At 73.7% G+C, this 17,157-nt stretch carries 16 protein-coding genes; 5 read left to right on the top strand and 11 right to left on the bottom strand.

Going from position 1 to position 17,157, the window contains the following annotated elements; translation table 11 throughout:
* Nucleotides 1–19: 19 nt before the first annotated feature.
* Entirely contained in the window at nucleotides 20–1,675 is a 1,656-nt protein-coding gene (locus JNO44_RS12245; RefSeq protein ID WP_235092965.1) for an MFS transporter, read from the bottom strand.
* A gap of 224 nt (nucleotides 1,676–1,899) precedes the next feature.
* On the opposite strand from JNO44_RS12245, the gene JNO44_RS12250 reads away from it, so the two are divergent.
* Together JNO44_RS12250 and JNO44_RS12255 are read left to right on the top strand one after the other, a co-directional pair.
* Nucleotides 1,900–3,093 (top strand): glycosyltransferase family 39 protein, encoded by a 1,194-nt coding sequence (locus JNO44_RS12250; RefSeq protein WP_205363884.1) that lies wholly within the window; start codon nucleotides 1,900–1,902, stop codon nucleotides 3,091–3,093.
* 265 nt (nucleotides 3,094–3,358) lie between these two features.
* Entirely contained in the window at nucleotides 3,359–4,396 is a 1,038-nt protein-coding gene (locus JNO44_RS12255) for a phosphatase PAP2 family protein (RefSeq protein WP_205363888.1), read from the top strand.
* A gap of 107 nt (nucleotides 4,397–4,503) precedes the next feature.
* Here the strand turns inward: JNO44_RS12255 and JNO44_RS12260 are convergent, their stop codons facing one another.
* On the bottom strand, nucleotides 4,504–4,728 hold the full coding sequence (locus JNO44_RS12260) for an I78 family peptidase inhibitor (RefSeq protein ID WP_205363889.1): 225 nt from the start codon (nucleotides 4,726–4,728) through the stop codon (nucleotides 4,504–4,506).
* A gap of 477 nt (nucleotides 4,729–5,205) precedes the next feature.
* Here JNO44_RS12260 and ctaD point away from each other — a divergent pair, with 477 nt between their 5' ends.
* Nucleotides 5,206–6,885, top strand: a complete 1,680-nt coding sequence (gene ctaD / locus JNO44_RS12265; protein ID WP_205363890.1) for an aa3-type cytochrome oxidase subunit I — start codon at nucleotides 5,206–5,208, stop codon at nucleotides 6,883–6,885.
* Between the two features lie 46 nt (nucleotides 6,886–6,931).
* Here ctaD and JNO44_RS12270 read toward each other — a convergent pair whose 3' ends face one another.
* From JNO44_RS12270 to JNO44_RS12285, 4 genes are all read right to left on the bottom strand, one after another.
* Nucleotides 6,932–7,885: a helix-turn-helix domain-containing protein gene (locus tag JNO44_RS12270; RefSeq protein WP_235092968.1), complete on the bottom strand. Its 954-nt coding sequence runs from the start codon at nucleotides 7,883–7,885 to the stop codon at nucleotides 6,932–6,934.
* A 9-nt stretch (nucleotides 7,886–7,894) separates the two neighbouring features.
* The gene (locus tag JNO44_RS12275; protein ID WP_205363896.1) at nucleotides 7,895–8,761 is read right to left on the bottom strand and encodes a hypothetical protein; all 867 of its coding nucleotides are present in this window, start codon (nucleotides 8,759–8,761) and stop codon (nucleotides 7,895–7,897) included.
* A gap of 83 nt (nucleotides 8,762–8,844) precedes the next feature.
* Nucleotides 8,845–10,104, bottom strand: a complete 1,260-nt coding sequence (locus JNO44_RS12280; protein WP_205363898.1) for a glycosyltransferase — start codon at nucleotides 10,102–10,104, stop codon at nucleotides 8,845–8,847.
* Between the two features lie 228 nt (nucleotides 10,105–10,332).
* Complete coding sequence (locus tag JNO44_RS12285) at nucleotides 10,333–10,911, bottom strand: LysM peptidoglycan-binding domain-containing protein (RefSeq protein ID WP_235092971.1); 579 nt, start codon at nucleotides 10,909–10,911, stop codon at nucleotides 10,333–10,335.
* Nucleotides 10,912–11,198: 287 nt separating this feature from the next.
* On the opposite strand from JNO44_RS12285, the gene JNO44_RS12290 reads away from it, so the two are divergent.
* Nucleotides 11,199–11,987 carry a hypothetical protein gene (locus JNO44_RS12290; RefSeq protein WP_039641929.1) on the top strand — a complete coding sequence of 263 codons (789 nt, stop codon included), beginning with the start codon at nucleotides 11,199–11,201 and terminating at the stop codon, nucleotides 11,985–11,987.
* A 171-nt stretch (nucleotides 11,988–12,158) separates the two neighbouring features.
* Nucleotides 12,159–12,467, top strand: coding sequence for a hypothetical protein (locus tag JNO44_RS12295; protein WP_240167528.1), 309 nt, complete (start codon nucleotides 12,159–12,161; stop codon nucleotides 12,465–12,467).
* A 35-nt stretch (nucleotides 12,468–12,502) separates the two neighbouring features.
* On the opposite strand, the gene der is transcribed toward JNO44_RS12295, so the two are convergent.
* The 5 genes from der to aroH all read right to left on the bottom strand — a co-directional run bounded on the left by der (nucleotide 12,503) and on the right by aroH (nucleotide 17,020).
* Nucleotides 12,503–13,975, bottom strand: coding sequence for a ribosome biogenesis GTPase Der (gene der / locus JNO44_RS12300; protein ID WP_205363909.1), 1,473 nt, complete (start codon nucleotides 13,973–13,975; stop codon nucleotides 12,503–12,505).
* A gap of 70 nt (nucleotides 13,976–14,045) precedes the next feature.
* On the bottom strand, nucleotides 14,046–14,702 hold the full coding sequence (locus JNO44_RS12305) for a lysophospholipid acyltransferase family protein (protein ID WP_235092974.1): 657 nt from the start codon (nucleotides 14,700–14,702) through the stop codon (nucleotides 14,046–14,048).
* On the bottom strand, nucleotides 14,699–15,433 hold the full coding sequence (gene cmk / locus JNO44_RS12310) for a (d)CMP kinase (protein WP_189865351.1): 735 nt from the start codon (nucleotides 15,431–15,433) through the stop codon (nucleotides 14,699–14,701). The genes JNO44_RS12305 and cmk overlap by 4 nt, the downstream gene beginning before the upstream one ends.
* A gap of 142 nt (nucleotides 15,434–15,575) precedes the next feature.
* Nucleotides 15,576–16,661, bottom strand: coding sequence for a prephenate dehydrogenase (locus JNO44_RS12315; protein WP_039637680.1), 1,086 nt, complete (start codon nucleotides 16,659–16,661; stop codon nucleotides 15,576–15,578).
* Nucleotides 16,658–17,020, bottom strand: coding sequence for a chorismate mutase (gene aroH, locus JNO44_RS12320; RefSeq protein ID WP_205363911.1), 363 nt, complete (start codon nucleotides 17,018–17,020; stop codon nucleotides 16,658–16,660). Before aroH ends, JNO44_RS12315 begins: the two co-directional genes overlap by 4 nt.
* Nucleotides 17,021–17,157 lie beyond the last annotated feature (137 nt).

Here is a 17,157-nt window from a genome sequence, read left to right on the forward strand (position 1 = left end):
CGAGAGGGTGCCGCCCGGTTCAGCGGCCGGTGCTCGCGGGGGCCGGCGTCCCCTCGCACCCCACGACCGGAGCGCTCTCCTCGGCGGCCGTCGCGCCCTCCTCGGTGGCGTCCCGCTCCACGGACTCCGCCGCGGCCCGGCGCGGCAGCCGCAGCGCGATCCCGGCGCCGACCAGCAGCAGCACGGCACTGGCGACGAGGGTGACCCGCAGACCGTGGACGAAGGAGTCCCGGGCGGCCACCCGCAGCGCCTCCCGGGCGTGCTCGCCCAGTCCGGCGGCGACCTTGTACGCCTCGCCGAGCGAGTGCGAGGCCAAGCGGGCGGCCCGGTCGGAGACCCCCTCGACGCGGCCCAGGCCCGGCGCGTAGGCGGCGTTCATCACGCTGCCGAGCAGCGCCACACCGATCCCGGCGCCCAACTGGTAGGCGGTCTCGCCGAGCGCCGCCGCACCGCCGGACTGCGCGGCCGGGGCCTCGCTGAGCATCGACTCGTACGCACCGAACAGCGTGGACTGGAAGCCGAAGCCGAGCAGCACGAAGCCGAGGGACAGCTGCCAGAAGTGGTCCTGGGAGCCCAGCGCGGTCAGCGAGAGCACCGCGAGCGCGGTGAGGGTGAAACCGCCGACGACCATCACCCGCGGGCCGAGGGCCTGGAGCAGCTTGGAGCCGGTCAGCCCGGCGGCCATCGCGGAGAACACCAGCGGCAGCATCCGCAGCCCGGTCTCCAACGGGCTCAGGTGCAGCACCAGCTGGAGGTACTGGACGGCGATCAGCTGGAGGCCGACGAGCGCGAGCATGGCGAGCACGATGCAGCCGATGGAGGTGCCGAACGCCGGCCGGGCGAACAGCCGCATGTCGATCAGCGGATGGGCACGACGCCCCTGCCGACGGACGAAGAGGATCAGCAGCGCGACCCCGATGACGATCGGCAGCAGCGTCGTCACCCCGACCACCGGGGCACCGCTGCCCAGCCGCTTGACGCCGAAGACGATGCCCAGCACGCCGAGCGCCGCGATCACCGCGCCGAGCAGGTCCCAGGGACCGTTGCGCTCGCCCCGGGACTCCGGCAGCAGCCAGCGCCCTATCAGGAACATCGCCGCCATCATCGGGATGTTGATCAGGAAGACCGAGCCCCACCAGAAGTTCTCGACCAGGAAGCCGCCGAGCACCGGGCCGACCGCGGCGCCGACCGCGGCCACCGCGCTCCACACCCCGATCGCGACCGCCCGCTCCCGCCGGTCGGGGAAGACCTGACGCAGGATCGACAGCGTCGCGGGCATGATCATGGCGCCGCCGATGCCGAGCAGCGCGCGGGCCGCCATCAGGATCTGCGGGTTGGGCGCCAGCGCGGCGGCGGCCGAGGCCAGGGCGAAGAGCCCGTAGCCGAGCAGCAGGACGCGACGGCGGCCGACGCGGTCGCCCAGCGTGCCGAAGAGGATCAGCAGCGAGGCCGCGATCAGCGGGTAGACGTCGACGATCCACAACAGCTCGACCGGGCCGGGGCGGAGGTCCTCGGTGATGGAGGGCACCGCCACGTAGAGGATGGTGGTGTCCAGCGCGACGAACAGCAGGCTGACGCAGAGCACGGTCAGCACCGTCCAGCGGTTCACACCGCCGCCTGTGTGCCGGGGAACACCAGCCGTCCGCCCCCTGCCGGACGCGGTCGTCCCTGACATCCAGAACCTCCTGTCATGCGCTCGCCGTGCTGCTCTCGCGGCCCCGGTCCTGGGCGCGACGACGCGCCGGCGGAACCGGCGGTACGGGCGAGTTGAGACGTCAGACTACGCGAGTCCCCGCGGGACCCGCGTGGCCCACCTCACGGTGAGACGCTCGTCGCAGCCCCGACGTTCCCGCGGTCGTGCCGGACGGTCGCGCCCGCACCACCTGGATAATCGACCGGGTGAACGATCTTGCCTCCACCGCCGCACCCGGCCGGGCCCTGTGTCCGCCCGCCGTCCGTGCCGCGCTCCGCCGCGCCGTCCCCGGCCTGGCGGCGTACGCGGCGATCCGGCTGCTGGGGCTGGTCGCGCTCGGGGCGTGGTCGGCCGCCGAGGGCAAGGACTGGCACGCCCTGCTGACCGCCCGTTGGGACTCCCTGTGGTACACCCGGGTCGCCGAACAGGGCTACGGCTACACCGTCCATCTGGCCAACGGCGACGTCCACTCCAACCTGGCGTTCTTCCCACTGCTGCCCTGGCTGGAGCGGGGCCTGTCGGCACTCACCCCGCTGTCCGCCGCGGACGCCGGGATGGCGGTGGCCTGGCTGACGTCGCTGGCCGCGGCGCTGGCGCTCTACCTCACCGGGGAGCGGCTGCACGGACCGCGGGCCGGGGTGCTGCTGGCCGCGCTGTGGGCCGCGCTGCCGGTCGGCGTCGTCCAGTCGATGGCCTACTCGGAGTCGCTGTTCACCGCCCTCGCGGCGTGGGGCGTCTACTGCGTGCTGACCGGCCGCTGGGTGGCGGCGGGCGTGCTGGCGTCGCTGGCCGGGCTGACCCGGCCGGTGGGCGCCGCGGTGGTCGCCGCGGTGTGGATCACCGCGGCGGTGACGGTGGCGAACGAGCGGGCCGGCGGGGTCCGGCCGCGCGCCTTCCTGCGCGGCCGGCACCGGCGGATGCTGCTCGGCGTGCTGCTGGCACCGCTCGGCTGGTGCGGCTACGTCCTGTGGGTCAGCGTCCGCCAGGGGTCGCTCACCGGCTATCTGGACGTCCAGGCCGGCTGGCACAACGGCTTCGACGGCGGGATCGCCTTCGGCTCCTTCGTCTGGCACCAGCTCACCGGGCCCGCCTTCGCCGCCGGCCTCGGCCTGCTGGTCGGCGTCGCGCTGGTGATCTGGCTGTATGTGCACGGCGTACGGAAGGGCCAGCCGCTGCCACTGGCCGTCTACGGCGGGACGGTGCTGCTGATCGCGCTCACCGCCAAGGGCTATTTCGGGTCGAAGCCGCGGCTGATGATGCCCGCCTTCCCGCTGCTGCTGCCGCTCGCCGCGGGGCTGGCCCGCTGGCGCCCGGTGCGGGCGTGGCTGGTCATCGGGGTGGCGGCGGTCGGCTCGGCGGTCTACGGCGCGTTCTGGCTCAACGGCTCCGGCCCGCCGTGACCGGAAGATCCCGCTCCGTAATCGCCGCCCCGAGGAAAACGCGCTGCGACACCCGTGCGAATGGCAGATAAACTCCGCCGGCGAAAAACAGATAAGCGTCTATGGCGGCGACACGCGGATGGCCGGAACGGAATCCAGTACCCAAGAAATTCTCTTCGAAATCCCGGGAACCCGGCCCGGATTGAGACCCATTCCACATCACATCGTCATTACAAAGCGCACGGTTTGACCAAGTGCATACATCACAGGCGGTAACGTCGTTTGAGTGCGTACCGATGACAAGCTCGACCAGATGGAGGAGCGCCTCCCGACCGACCGCGTCAGACCGCCGCGCATGACCCGGACCCGGCTGTGGCTGTTCTGGGGCACGCTGGCGGTGTACGCGGCGATCGTCGTCGGGGTACTGGCCGACACCTCCCTGGTCACGATCGACTGGCAGCTCATGCTGTTCCGGCCGTACAAGCAGTGGCCGGAGATCCATGCCTTCCTCGACTACTTCGTCGTGCTGGGGCAGCGCGGCCCGACCGCGGTGGCGGTCGCGGCCTGGCTGGGCTGGCGCTGCTGGCGGCAGCGCAACCTCCACCCGCTGCTGGTGCTGGGCGCCTCGCTGCTGCTGCTCAACATCACCGTCGGCGCCGCCAAGCTCGGCATGGGCCGCCTCGGCCCGCACTACGCGACGACGGTCGGCTCCAACGAGATGTGGCAGAACGGCGACATATTCCCCTCCGGCCACACCGCGAACGCCGTCGTCACCTGGGGCGTGCTGGCCTATCTGGCGACCACCCCGCTGCGCCGCCGCACCCTGTCGGTGATCGCCGCGCTGGGCGCGCTGGGCGTCGGGATGACCACGGTCTACCTCGGCACCCACTGGGTCAGCGACGTCCTGCTGGGCTGGGCCGCGGGGCTGCTGGTGCTGCTGGCGATGCCGTGGCTGGAGCCCGGCATCACCTGGGTCGAGGACCGGCTCATGGGCATCCTGCTGCGGCTGTGGCTGCGGCTCCGCCCCGACTCGCTGCGCGGCCCGCTGCCCGCCGGCGCGCTGGCCTCCGAGCTCGCCCGGCAGCCGATCGCCCCGGACGGGGAGGTCCTGGTGCGGGAAGCGGTCGGCGCCGCCACCGGCGGTCGCACCGCGCACGCCCCCGAGAGCTGGCCGCACCACCCGCCGCGCCCGCACACCTCGCGCGCCGAGCGCACCCCGGTCACCCCGACCGGCAGCCGCCGGCCGCCGCACGCGGACCGCGTCCCGCGCGGCGCCGCACCGTTCGGCCCGACCGCCGGCCGTCCCCGCAACGGCGCCGGCTGACCGCTCCCGGGGCCCGGTACGCACACCCCGCCCCGCACGAAGGCCCCGGCCGCTCCACCTCGGAGCGGCCGGGGCCTTCGCCGTGTCGACGGGCGGGGGGCGGTCCGTCAGCCCTCCCAGCCGCGTACCACCACACCGTCCTTGACCTCGAAATTGATCCGGCCGACGAGGTAGTCCATGGTGATCATCGCCCCCGGTGGGACCGCCCGGACGGTGGTCCAGCCCCGGGTCCGGGCCCGCTCCTCGGCCGCCTCCTGGGTCAGACCGGCGTACGTCTCGGGGTCGTCCTGTATTTCCGGCAGGTCGCCGGGAAGGTTCGGTTCGGGTGCCATGGCAGCCACCGTAGGCGCCCGCGGCGGCGCGTGGAAGGCCCGTCCCCTGCACATCGCCGTGCCGTGGCGGTCCGTCATTGGTCACACTTGTGTCACAGCGAACGCTCCTGCGTTTGCCGGAACCCCCTCACCCTTACGCGCCGTGCGTCACCGCGGCCAGGCGGAAAACAAAGCGGCCGGAATTCCCTCTTGATCAGATACGGAAGGGCGTGCCGACGGTTCGAGCAAGGCCGTACAACGCGCCGGAATTAATCGTCCGACTCCTCCGGATTCCCCTTACCCGACGTCCTTTTCCGGCCGTCCCGGAATTGGCGAACGAGACACATTCCACACACATTTCCCGCACATCACCCCGCGGACCGGGGCACCACCGGACGGATGCCACCGGAACGGACCGGAGCGCCCCCTCGCACTGCGCCCCGCGCCCGAGGATCATGACCGGGCACCGAGACACCCCCGCCGAGCGAGGTGGAGCCGATGGTCAGCGAGATCTCCCGGGAGCACACCCGGCGGCGCCGGACCCGACGCCGCGGGGCGGTGCTGGCGGACTGGCTGTCGACCACCGACCACAAGAAGATCGGGCACCTCTACCTGATCACGTCGTTCGGGTTCTTCCTCGTGGGCGGGCTGCTGGCACTGGTGATGCGGGCCGAGCTGGCCCGCCCCGGCCTCCAGTTCGTCAGCGCCGACCAGTTCAACCAGGCGGTGACCCTGCACGGCACGATCATGCTGCTGCTCTTCGCCACCCCGGCCTTCGCCGGCTTCGCCAACGAGATCATGCCGCTCCAGATCGGCTCCCCGGACGTCGCCTTCCCGCGGCTGAACATGCTCTCGTACTGGTTCTTCCTCTTCGGCGGCCTGATGGTGCTGGGCGGCCTGCTCACCCCGGAGGGCGGACCCTCCTACGGGTGGACCGCGTACGCCCCGCTGAACTCCACGGTCCGGATGCCCGGCATCGGTACCGACCTGTGGATCACGGGGCTGGCGTTCGCCGGCTTCGGCACCATCCTCGGCGCGGTCAACTTCATCGCCACGATCATCACCCTGCGGGCGCCGGGCATGACGATGTTCCGCATGCCGGTGTTCACCTGGAACGTCCTGTTCACCTCGGTCCTGGTGCTGATGGCGTTCCCCGTGCTCGCCGCGGCCCTGCTGGTGCTGGAGGCGGACCGGAAGTTCGGCGCGGTGGTCTTCGACGCCCGCTGGGGCGGGGCGCTGCTGTGGCAGCACCTCTTCTGGTTCTTCGGCCACCCCGAGGTCTACATCATCGCGCTGCCGTTCTTCGGCGTGATCACCGAGATCATCCCGGTCTTCTCCCGCAAACCGATCTTCGGCTACGTCACGCTGATCGGCGCGACGATGGCCATCACGGCGCTGTCGGCGATGGTCTGGGCCCACCACATGTTCGCGACCGGCGCGGTGCTGCTGCCGTTCTTCTCCCTGCTGTCGTTCCTGATCGCGGTGCCGACCGGGGTGAAGTTCTTCAACTGGATCGGGACCATGTGGCACGGCTCGGTCTCCTTCGAGACCCCGATGCTGTGGTCGGTGGGCTTCCTGGTGAGCTTCCTGTTCGGCGGGCTCACCGGCGTCATCCTGGCCTCCCCGCCGCTGGACTTCCACGTCACCGACAGCTACTTCGTCGTCGGCCACTTCCACTACGTGGTCTTCGGCACGGTGACCTTCGCGACCTTCGCCGGCTTCTACTTCTGGTGGCCCAAGTTCACCGGCCGGATGCTCGACGAACGCCTGGGAAAGATCCACTTCTGGATGCTCTTCACCGGCTTCCACACCACCTTCCTCGTCCAGCACTGGCTGGGCGTGGCGGGCATGCCGCGCCGCTACGCCGACTACCTCGCCGCAGACGGCTTCACCGCGCTCAACACCCTCTCCACCATCGGCGCCTTCCTGCTCGGCGCCTCCACCCTGCCGTTCCTCTACAACGTCTGGCGGACCCGGCACTACGGCGCCCGGGTCACCGTGGACGACCCCTGGGGCTTCGGCCGCTCCCTGGAGTGGGCCACCTCCTGCCCGCCGCCGCGCCACAACTTCGCCACCCTGCCCCGGATCCGCTCCGAGTCCCCGGCCTTCGACCTGCACCACCCGGAGATGACCGAACGATCCACCGGCATCCCGTCACCCGGGAGCTCCGGGGCATAGGGCCTGGGCCCGGGCCACAAAGGCCCGGCGCAGCGCCCTCTCGGTGTCAGGGCCCGGCGGTTCCCCCGGCTCCGGTCGGCGCCCCGGCCCCGAGGCCGGCGACCAGCCAGTCGTGCGCGGCCCCCAGCGACGGGACCTCCCCACCGGCCACCTCGCCGGCGTACCGCCAGTACGCCCGCATCCGCGGATCGTCGCCGGCCACCAGGGCCGCCCGCAGCCCGGCGCGGAAGGCGACGCCGTCCCGCCGCCGGTACGCACGGGCGTGCGCGGCCACGAAAGAGTCCACCTCGGCCCCGGGCGCCGGCCGGCGGCCCGCGGCGAGCGCCGCCCCGGCCAGCGCGTACGCCTCGCCCAGCCCCTCGTAGAGCACCACCGGGTCCGTCTCCCCCGGCAGCGCGGCGGCCGCGCGCACCCGGCGGCAGCGCGCGGCCAGCCCGCCGTCGCGGTCCATGGCGAGCGCGTGGAGCCGGGCGTAGCCGACGACCTGGGCGGGCCGGGGGTCGGCGGGCGGGGCGGGCACCGCGGCGTCGACCACGGCGGCGCGCACCGCGGGCGGCAGCGCACGGGGCAACTGCCGGTGCCAGAACCGGACCAGCGCGTCGCTGGTGGGCGGCTGCGGCAGGCCGCCCAGCAGGCGCAGCAGCTCCGGACGACGCTCCTCGGGGGCGGCGGTCAGCGCGCGCAGCGCGGCCTCCCGCCAGCGCAGCGCGGTCAGCTGGCCGCCGACGGCGTCGAGTTGGGCGGCCAGGGCGCGCTCCAAGGAACCGCCCGCCAGCGCCTGGGCCACGGCGGGCAGCGGCATCCCGACGGCCCGCAGATCGCGGATCCGGTGCAGCCGGTCCAGGGCGTCCGGGCCGTAGCGGCGGTGCCCGCCAGCGCTGCGGTCGGTCTCCGGCAGCAGCCCGGCGTCGGAGTAGTGCCGCACGGTCTTGACCGTCACCCCCGCGCGGCGGGCCAACTCCCCGATCCCCAGCGGCGCCGCACCGCACTCCCCTTCCACGGGCCGCCCCTACTCCCGGCCGACCGGACCGGTGACCCGTACGGCCAGGTCGTTGTCGAGCGTGTAGTACGGGCCGATCCTGAGTTCCCCGGCCGGCGCCGGCACGGGCCGCGCCGGATAGCTGAACACCTGCTCCTTCTCCGGGACGTCGTCCAGGAGCCGGGCGATCCGGACCGGTGGCAGGTCCTCGGCGGGGCACAGCCACAGGTCCCAGGGCTCGCTGCCGTGCCTCCAGTGGGCGGCCAACTCCCCGTAGGGGAGGGTGAAGCGGAAGGTCGGTCCCTCGACGGTCAGCGGGACGGCGACCGGGTCCCGGCCGGCGCGGCGGGCGCGGGCCTCCGCATGGGCGCCGGCCGCCGGACTCGCCCCGTACAGGCGGCCGGTGACGGTGATGCCCTCGGGGCCGACCAGGATGTCGCCGGCCTCGGCGTGCGGCCCGCGCAGCCAGCTGCGCAGCGCGAGGTTGCCCAGCTTGGTGGCGTAGGGGATGCGCACGCCGAGCCGGCCGATGGCCGCCAGCGGCCGGCGGTCCACCAGCGCCCGCAGATCGTTGACGCCGGGCAGCAGCCGGCGCGGGTCGGCGCCGTCTCCGAGGTCGGCGAAGGCGTGCCAGCGGCCCTCGGCCAGCGCGACGGTGCTGGGCAGGACGGCGCGCAGCCGACCGGGGCCGTTGGGCCCGAGCGGCAGCCGCACCTCGTTGTCGGCGGCGGTGTCGTCCGTGCCGCCGGCGGCGGTGCCGGTGTCGTCGGTGCCGGCCCGCAGCCGCAGCACCAGGGCCGCGCTCCAGGTGGTGCCGGTGCCCTGGGGGACGTTCAGATCGAAGGTGAGGCCGCCCGCGGAGTCCGCGATGCAGTCGGCCTTCAGGTCCACGGGCACCGGCGCCCCTCCTCCTGCCGCGGCGCTCCGCCGCGGTCGGTCGGCCGCTCCGGGCCCGGTCACGGGTGACTGCGTCGAGGCGTTCATACCGTCCGCACCCCTCTCACCGCGGCGCGGGCCGCATCCTTGGTGGCGTAGGCGCCGCCGATCAGGGTTCCCCGCACGCGGTGCAGGGAGCCGCGCAGTCCGCTGCCGCGCCGCCGGTCGAGCAGTTCGCCGAAGAGCGCGGCGTGCCGCCCGGCGACCGCGGCCGGGTCGAAGCGGGCGGACGCGGCGAGCGCGGCGGCGCCCATCCGGGTCCGGCCGGCGGTGTCGCCGATCAGCTCCAGCAGGGCCGCGGCCAGCGCCGCCGGGTGGCCGGCGGGCACCAGCCGGCCGGTGACCCCGTCCTCGACGAGCTCGCCCGGCCCGTAGGGGCTGTCGGTGGCGACGGCGGGCAGTCCGCAGCGCAGCGCCTCGGCGAGGTCCGTCCCGGCGGGCTCCCGGTCGGCGGGGTCCACGGCGACGGCGCCCTTGGCCCACTCGGACTCCAGTGGGCCGGCCGGTCCCATCAGGAAGACGTGGTTGTAGAGGTCGAGTTCGTCGATCAGGGCGCGCAGCGCGGGCTTCTCCGGCCCACCGCCGTAGATCCGCAGGCGCCAGTCGGGGCGTTCGGCGGCCACCGCGGCGAAGGCCCGGACAAGCACGTCGTAGCGCTTGGCCCGGGTGAGTCGGCCGGCGGCGACCACCCACCGGCCGGTGCCGTCGGCGGGCGCCAGCCGTGGGGCCGGGACCGCGCGGGGCACCGCCGCGACGCGGACGCCGGGCAGCCGCAGCCGGCGCAGGTGGGCGTGGGCGTCCGCCTCGGTGGCGGTGACCAGCGCGTCCAACCGCGGGTAGGCACCGCGCAGCGCCAACCGCAGCCCCCGGCCGTGGGCGGCCAGGCAGTGCGGCTCCTGGCCGACCCGGAGCGGCCCGCGGCGGGTCTGCCGGGCGATGTGCACGGTGAGGCCGGGCCGGGTGCCGATCACCACGTCGGCCTCGGTCCGGCGCAGGTGCGCGGCGATCCGGCGGTCGGTGAGCTCGCTGTACTGGCCGAAGCACGGTTCGGCGGCCGGGAAGACCTTGGCGGGCCGGGCGTGCGCCGGGTCCATCCGGTCCCCGGCCGGGGCGTGCTCGCGGAGGTCCACCAGGTGCCGCAGCGCGACCCGGGGGGCGAGGTCGAGCGCCGGGGCGTCGCGGTGCCGCAGGACGGAGACGATCTCCACGTCGTGCTGGGCGGCGAGGGCGTCCGCCAGGCTGAAGGTGGCCCGGACCGTCTCACCGATGCCGTAGGCATGGTGAAGCAGGAATGAGATGTGCATCCGTCCCGGTGCCCCCTGGTCCCTCGCGCTCTTCCTGGTCCCCCGCGATCCGGACGGCCGCCCTGGTGGCGGCACCCGGCGTCCGGCTGTTGAAAGGTAAGACCGCAAAACGGCCTTCGGGGTTGGGGGTATTGGCCAAGTCGTGCCGAAAAAGTTAGGGCATCGGTATGGCACGGCGGGAACTCTTTCCGGGGAGCGGGGCACCGTTCCCCGGACGCCGTGCGCGGCTCAGTCGAGCGCGAGCCGGATGCCGGCGGTCAGGTGCCTGGGGTCGTCCCCGATGACGTCCCGGTTCGCCTCGTACAGCGCCCGCCAGCCGCCCTTGACGTGGCGCCGGCGCGCGATCCCGGCGAGGGTGTCACCGCGGCGGACGACGTGAACGTGATCGTCGAGGAGGCCGTAGCGCCGGGCGCACGTGGGCCAGGCGCCCCAGCCCTGGTCGGCCTGGACCCGCTTGGCGATCTCGATCTGCTCGTCCCGGCTGGCGAGGTCGGCCCGGTCGGCGTACTTCAGGCCGCCGTACCGCTCCCAGGTGGGCTGCCAGAACTGGAGCCCACCGTAGTAGTCGTTGCCGGTGTTGATGTGCCAGTCACCGCCGCTCTCGCACTCGGCGAGGCAACCCCAGGGCCACTGGTCGTCGGCGCAGGCGTAGGGCGGCCGACCGCCGTCGTCCCCGCCGCCGTCCCCGCCCGGCGCCCCGTCGGCGGCGGCACCGCCGGGCAGGCACAGGATCAGTGCGGCGGCCGCCGCGATCAACAGCCCGACGGATTCCACGCGGCGCCGCGGCGCCGAAGAGATGTCCGACATAGCCGGTGACGGTAGGCAGCGGGTCGCCGGGCGCCGGCGCGCCGCGCCCTTCCAGGGGACGACCCCACCCCGTCCGGTGTACAAAACGCGGCCACCTGCGCCAAGTTCTGCGCAGGAATTGGCGGTGCGTGACCATCCCGATGACGTCTTTTCACCGGTTCCCCGCCGGGGGCCGCGTGGTTCGATTCTGTTCGCGTCCGCGCGTGACTCTGCCGGGGGTCGCCCGTTGTCCTTGTACGAGCCGGGAGACCGCCCGGCAGCCGCTCATGAAGATCGAGGAGCCACCCGTGCCGCGCATGCTCGACGTCAGCGACGACGTTCGCGCCGAGATCGGCGACGAAGAAGCCGACCGCCTGCTGGCCGGAGAAGACGCCCCCGGCAGCTACGACTGCACCTCGTGCCGCACGCCCGGCAACAGCGAGCAGGAGCGCACCAGCACCGTCCTGTTCGTCGGCGAGGAGACCGCGGTGCTCGCGTTCGCCCATGCCACGTGCATCCCCTCGCAGGTCGTGCCGGTCGCCGAGGAGCAGCTCCGCGGGGCCGTGCGCTCCATCACCGGCGACAACTCCGCCGGTGCCCCGGCCGCCCCGATCCCCACCAGCGACCGCCAGGCCACCCTGGGCATCACCTGCGGCCTGGTGCTGATCAAGGACGAGCTGCACCCCGCCCTCGTGGTGGAGCCCAACGGCCCGATCGCCCGCCCGGGTTCGACCAGCCTGGACGACGACTTCCTGCCGCTCCTCCTGGAGCACGGCTTCACCCCGGTGCGGGACATGAACACGCTCCCCGCCCCGATCGAGGGCTGGTCCGCACTGCTGGCCATGGGCAAGCTGCACGCCGTGCTCCAGCCCGGCACGGCCGGCAGCCAGTCCGCCTGGTGGCAGGCCCATCAGCCGTTGGCCGTCTCGGACGGCTGGCGCACCGCGGCCAACAAGGCGCGGACCGTGCTGATGTACGCCGCGCCCTCGGGAACCATCGGCCATCAGCCACGCGAGGACCTGATGCGCCAGGCGCTGGAGCAGGCGGCCGCCAAGGGCCTGCTGGTCGCTGCCTCGATGCCGCTGGCCGGAACCTGACCGACCGGCAATCCGATCGCGGGAGCATGACCGTCCAATGGGGCGGGATTGCGCCCGCGATCGGCCATTTCCTCCCGAAAGCCGCATCCCGGCGGCACCGGGGTCGTTGGCACCTACGTGCACGCATACGAGCCCCCCTCCCGCGCCCCGTTCCCCCACCCCATCCCCGGCATGCGTCCGTCCCGGGAAGCCGCGGCGCCGCGCGGCGTCGACCGCGGTTCGGCCACGCCGATCTATGACGCGCTGTACGCCGAGTACCGCCGCGCCTTCCGGGCGCTGCCCGGGGACCGTACGGACGAGCCGGAGGTCCCGGAGGCGTTGCGCGGCGGCAACTGGGGCGGCGGCGCGGCGGCACCGACGCAGTGGGAGGTGGTGGGCCGGCAGCCGTTCCGGCCGCGGGGGCAGTTGCCGGCGGCGCTGCCGCCGGGGCCGCGGGACGGCTCCCGACCCCACGGCTCCCGACCCCACGGCGGCCGCTGACACCGGCCGGGCCGCCGCGGGCGGGATCGTCGCTGCTACTTCTTCTTGCTGTTCTTGGTGCCGCGCTTCTCGCGCACCCGCACCGAGATGTGGATCGGCGTCCCCTCGAAGCCGAATTCCTCGCGCAGCCGGCGCTCGACGAAGCGACGGTAGCCCGCCTCCAGGAAGCCCGAGGCGAAGAGCACGAAGCGCGGCGGCTTGGTGCCGGCCTGGGTGCCGAAGAGGATCCGGGGCTGCTTGCCGCCGCGGATCGGGTGCGGGTGGGAGGACACGATCTCGCCGAGGAAGGCGTTCAGCCGCCCGGTGGGGATCCGGGTCTCCCAGCCGGCCAGCGCGGTCTCGATCGCCGGCACGAGCTTCTCCATGTGCCGGCCGGTGCGCGCGGAGACGTTGACCCGCATCGCCCACGGGATCTGGACGAGGTCCCGCTCGATCTCCCGCTCCAGGTAGAAGCGGCGCTCCTCGTCGAGGTTGTCCCACTTGTTGTAGGCGATGACCAGGGCCCGGCCGGCCTCCACGGCCATCGTGATGATCCGCTGGTCCTGGACGCTGATGGACTCGCCGGCGTCGATCAGGACGACCGCCACCTCGGCCTTCTCCACGGCCGCGGCGGTGCGCAGCGAGGCGTAGTAGTCGGCGCCCTCCTGGAGGTGCACCCGGCGGCGGATGCCGGCGGTGTCCACGAACTTCCAGGTCTTGCCGCCCAGTTCGATCAGCTCGTCGACCGGGTCGCGGGTGGTGCCGGCGAGCTCGTTGACGACCACCCGCTCCTCGCGGGCGAGCTTGTTCAGCAGCGACGACTTGCCGACGTTCGGGCGGCCGATCAGGGCGATCCGGCGGGGGCCGCCGACGCCGACGCCGAAGGTCTGCGCGGGCGCCTCGGGGAGCGCGTCCAGCGCCGCGTCGAGCATGTCGCCGGTGCCCCGGCCGTGCAGCGCGGAGATCGGGTGCGGCTCGCCCAGGCCCAGCGACCAGAGCATGGCGGCGTCGGCCTCGCCGGACGGGCCGTCGACCTTGTTGGCGACCAGGACGACCGGCTTGCCGGAGCGGCGCAGCAGCTTGACCACGGCCTCGTCGGTGTCGGTGGCGCCGACCTTGGAGTCCACCACGAAGACCACCGCGTCGGCGGCCTCGATGGCGAACTCGGCCTGCATCGCGACCGACGCGTCGATGCCGAGGACGTCCTGCTCCCAGCCGCCGGTGTCGACGACCTTGAAGCGGCGGCCGTTCCAGTCGGCCTCGTAGGTGACCCGGTCGCGGGTGACGCCCGGCCGGTCCTCGACGACCGCCTCGCGGCGGCCGATGATGCGGTTCACCAGCGTCGACTTGCCGACGTTGGGGCGGCCGATGACGGCGAGGACCGGGAGCGGGCCGTGGCCGGCCGCGGCGATGTCGCCCTCGACCTCCTCCAGGTCGAAGCCCTCTTCCGCGGCGAGCTCCATGAACTCCGCGTACTCGGCGTCGCCAAGCGCACCGTGCTCGTCGCCGGCGGGGATCTGCTCGTTCATGAAGTCCGTTCCTCGTTCATCCATGTGGTCGGTGGGCCGCTTGGGGAAGGGCCCACTGCTCAAGTGTCGGTCAGCGCCCGGTAAGGCGCCGGGCCTGTGCCAGGTGGGCGGTCAGCCGCTCCTGGATCCGTACGGTCGCCTCGTCCAGCGCCTTACGGGTGCGCCGCCCGCTGCCGTCGCCCGCCTCGAAGGCGTCGCCGAAGACGACGTCGATGCGGCCGCGCAGCCGCGGCACGGCCGGGGTGAGCCGGCTGGGGCGGTCGGTGCTGCCGAGCACCGCCACCGGGACGACCTGGGCGCCGGAGCGCACCGCGAAGTACGCGAGGCCGGCCCGCAGGGAGGCGAAGTCGCCCTCGCCGCGGGTGCCCTCCGGGAAGATCCCCAGCACTCCGCCGCCCGCCAGCACGTCGAGCGCGTCGGTGATCGCCTTGCGGTCGGCTGCCTGGCGGTCCACCTTCAGCTGACCGATGCCCCGCAGGAACGGGTCCAGCGGGCCGACGAAGGCTTCCTTCTTGATCAGGAAGTGCACCGGTCGGGGTGCGGTGCCCATCAGCATCGGGCCGTCGATGCCGTGGGAGTGGTTGACGGCGAGGATGACCGGTCCGGAGGCCGGCACCCGCCAGGCGCCCAGCACCCGCGGCTTCCACAGGCCGTACATCAGCCCGATGCCGATCCGCCGGCCGATCGCGGCCCCGCGGGGGCTCGGCGCCTTGCCGCCGTCGGTCACCGGATGTCCCGCCCCGCCTTCTCGGCGCTGACACCCTCGATGAGGGTGACCACGCACTCGATGACCTGGTCCAGCGTCAGGTCGGTGGTGTCGACCTCGACGGCGTCGTCCGCCTTGGCCAGCGGCGAGGTCTTGCGGGAGGAGTCGGCGGCGTCCCGCTTGATCAGCGCCTCGCGGGTGGCGGCCAGGTCGCCGGCCTCCTTGCCCTTGAGCTCGCCGTTGCGGCGGGCCGCCCGGGCCTCCGCGGAGGCGGTGAGGAAGATCTTGAGATCGGCGTCCGGCAGGACGGTTATGCCGATGTCCCGGCCCTCGACGACGATGCCCAGCGGCGCCTCGGCGGCGATGCTGCGCTGGAGGTCGGTGATCGCGGCACGCACCTCGGGGACCGCGCTGACCGCGCTGACCGCGGCGGTGACCTCCGCGCTGCGGATCGGGCCGGCGGCGTCCGCCCCGTCCACGGTGATGGTCGGCGCCGCCGGGTCGGTGCCGGAGACGATCACGGGCTTGGCACAGGCGTCGGCCACCGCGACCGGGTCGTTGACGTCGATGCCGTTGGTCAGCATCCACCAGGTGATCGCGCGGTACTGCGCGCCGGTGTCGAGGTAGCCAAGGCCCAGCTTGCCGGCGACGGCCTTGGACGTGCTGGACTTGCCCGTGCCTGCGGGGCCGTCGATGGCGACAATCACTGCAGCCGGGGCGGTCCGATCGGCGGTTTCCACGGTGACGAACACCTTTCTTGATACACACGGGGCGCGGTCCAGGGCGCCAGGTCCGGTCGTCGACCGGCGGTCGGGAGAGCGACGAGGGGGCCGACGAAGGGACTGGGGCCTCGGACAAGGTTACTGGCTCGGCCGCAGCGCGCCGTCCACGGTGTCACTGCCGGATCGACCACCCCCGCTCCCGCAGCTCCGCGGTCAGCGCCGGGACCGCCTGCGGTTCGACCATCAGCTGGATGAAGCCGGCCTGCTGGCCGGTGGCGTGCTCGATGCGGACGTCCTCGATGTTGACCCCGACGCGGCCGGCGTCGGCGAAGATCCGGGCCAGCTCACCGGGCTGGTCGCCGATGTAGACCGCGACGACGTCGTAGACGGACGGGGCGGCGCCGTGCTTGCCGGGGACCCGCTCGCGGCCGGCGTTGCCGCGGCGGAGCACGTCCGCGATGCCGTGGGCGCCGCTGCCGCGCTTCTCGTCGTCGGCGGACTGGAGGGAGCGCAGCGACCGGACCGTGGCGTCCAGGTCGGCGGCGACCTCGGCCAGGACGTCGGCGACCGGGCCGGGGTTGGCGGAGAGGATGTCGATCCACATCGCGGGGTCGGAGGCGGCGATCCGCGTCACGTCCCGGATGCCCTGGCCGCAGAGCCGGACGGCGGTCTCGTCGGCGCCCTTGAGGCGGGCCGCGACCAGGCTGGAGACCAGCTGCGGGGTGTGCGAGACCAGGGCGACGGCGCGGTCGTGCGCGTCCGCGTCCATCACCACCGGGACGGCCCGGCACAGCGCGACCAGCTCCAGGGCGAGGTTGAGCACCTCGGTGTCGCCGCCGGGGGACGGGGTGAGCACCCAGGGGCGGCCCTCGAAGAGGTCGGCCGTTGCGGCCAGCGGGCCGGAGCGCTCCTTGCCGGCCATCGGGTGCGTGCCGAGGTAGCCGGACAGGTCGCAGCCGAGCGCCTCCAGCTCGCGGCGCGGGCCGCCCTTGACGCTGGCGACGTCGATGTACGCCCGGGCCGCACCGCGCCGGATCGCCTCGGCCAGCGCCGCCGCGACGTGCGCCGGGGGCACGGCCACGATGGCGAGGTCCACGGTGTCCTGCGGCGGCTCGGCGGTGCCGGCGCCGAGCGCGGCGGCCGTCAGGGCCTGGGCGTGGTCGTGGTCCGCCAGGTGGACCTGCACGCCGCGGGCGCTGAGCGCGAGGGCGGCCGAGGTGCCGATCAGGCCCGTTCCGATGACGAGTGCGGTTCTCACTGGGCGATGTCCTTCCGGAGCGCCGCGGCCGCGCCGAGGTAGACGTGGGCGATCTCGGGCTTGGACCGCCTGGTCTCGACATGGGCGAGCACCCGCACCACGCGTGCCATGGCACCGGCCACGTCCAGCTCCTGGGCGCAGAGCAGCGGGACGTCCGTGATGCCCAGGGCGCGCGCGGCGGCGGCCGGGAAGTCGCTGTGCAGGTCGGGGGTGGCGGTGAACCACATGCTGATCAGGTCGTCCGGCGCCAGGCCGTTGCGCTCCAATATCGCGGTGAGCAGCGCGCCGACCTGCTCCCGCATGTGCTCCGCGTCGTCCCGCTCCAGCTGGACGGCCCCGCGCACGGCCCGTACCGCCACGTCCCTGCTCCCCTGCGTCGTGTGCCGCGTACACGTCCGCGTACGCACTGCTCAGCGTAACCAGCGCCACCGACAACCGTGTCCCGAGCTCCCGGGAATCCGGTGGCCCCCGGCGCCCCCGTCCGGCGACAATCCCC

Origin of the sequence: Streptomyces noursei (genome assembly GCF_016917755.1) — a bacterium.
Taxonomy (GTDB): Bacteria; Actinomycetota; Actinomycetes; order Streptomycetales; family Streptomycetaceae; genus Streptomyces; species Streptomyces yunnanensis.

Excerpts from the sequence above, each read along its gene's own strand:
- JNO44_RS12245 (WP_235092965.1), bottom strand. The coding sequence starts at position 1,675 with ATGTCAGGGACGACCGCGTCCGGCAGGGGGCGGACGGCTGGTGTTCCC.
- JNO44_RS12260 (WP_205363889.1), bottom strand. The coding sequence starts at position 4,728 with ATGGCACCCGAACCGAACCTTCCCGGCGACCTGCCGGAAATACAGGAC.
- ctaD (WP_205363890.1), top strand. The coding sequence starts at position 5,206 with ATGGTCAGCGAGATCTCCCGGGAGCACACCCGGCGGCGCCGGACCCGA.
- JNO44_RS12280 (WP_205363898.1), bottom strand. The coding sequence starts at position 10,104 with ATGCACATCTCATTCCTGCTTCACCATGCCTACGGCATCGGTGAGACG.
- JNO44_RS12285 (WP_235092971.1), bottom strand. The coding sequence starts at position 10,911 with ATGTCGGACATCTCTTCGGCGCCGCGGCGCCGCGTGGAATCCGTCGGG.
- JNO44_RS12295 (WP_240167528.1), top strand. The coding sequence starts at position 12,159 with ATGCGTCCGTCCCGGGAAGCCGCGGCGCCGCGCGGCGTCGACCGCGGT.
- der (WP_205363909.1), bottom strand. The coding sequence starts at position 13,975 with ATGAACGAGCAGATCCCCGCCGGCGACGAGCACGGTGCGCTTGGCGAC.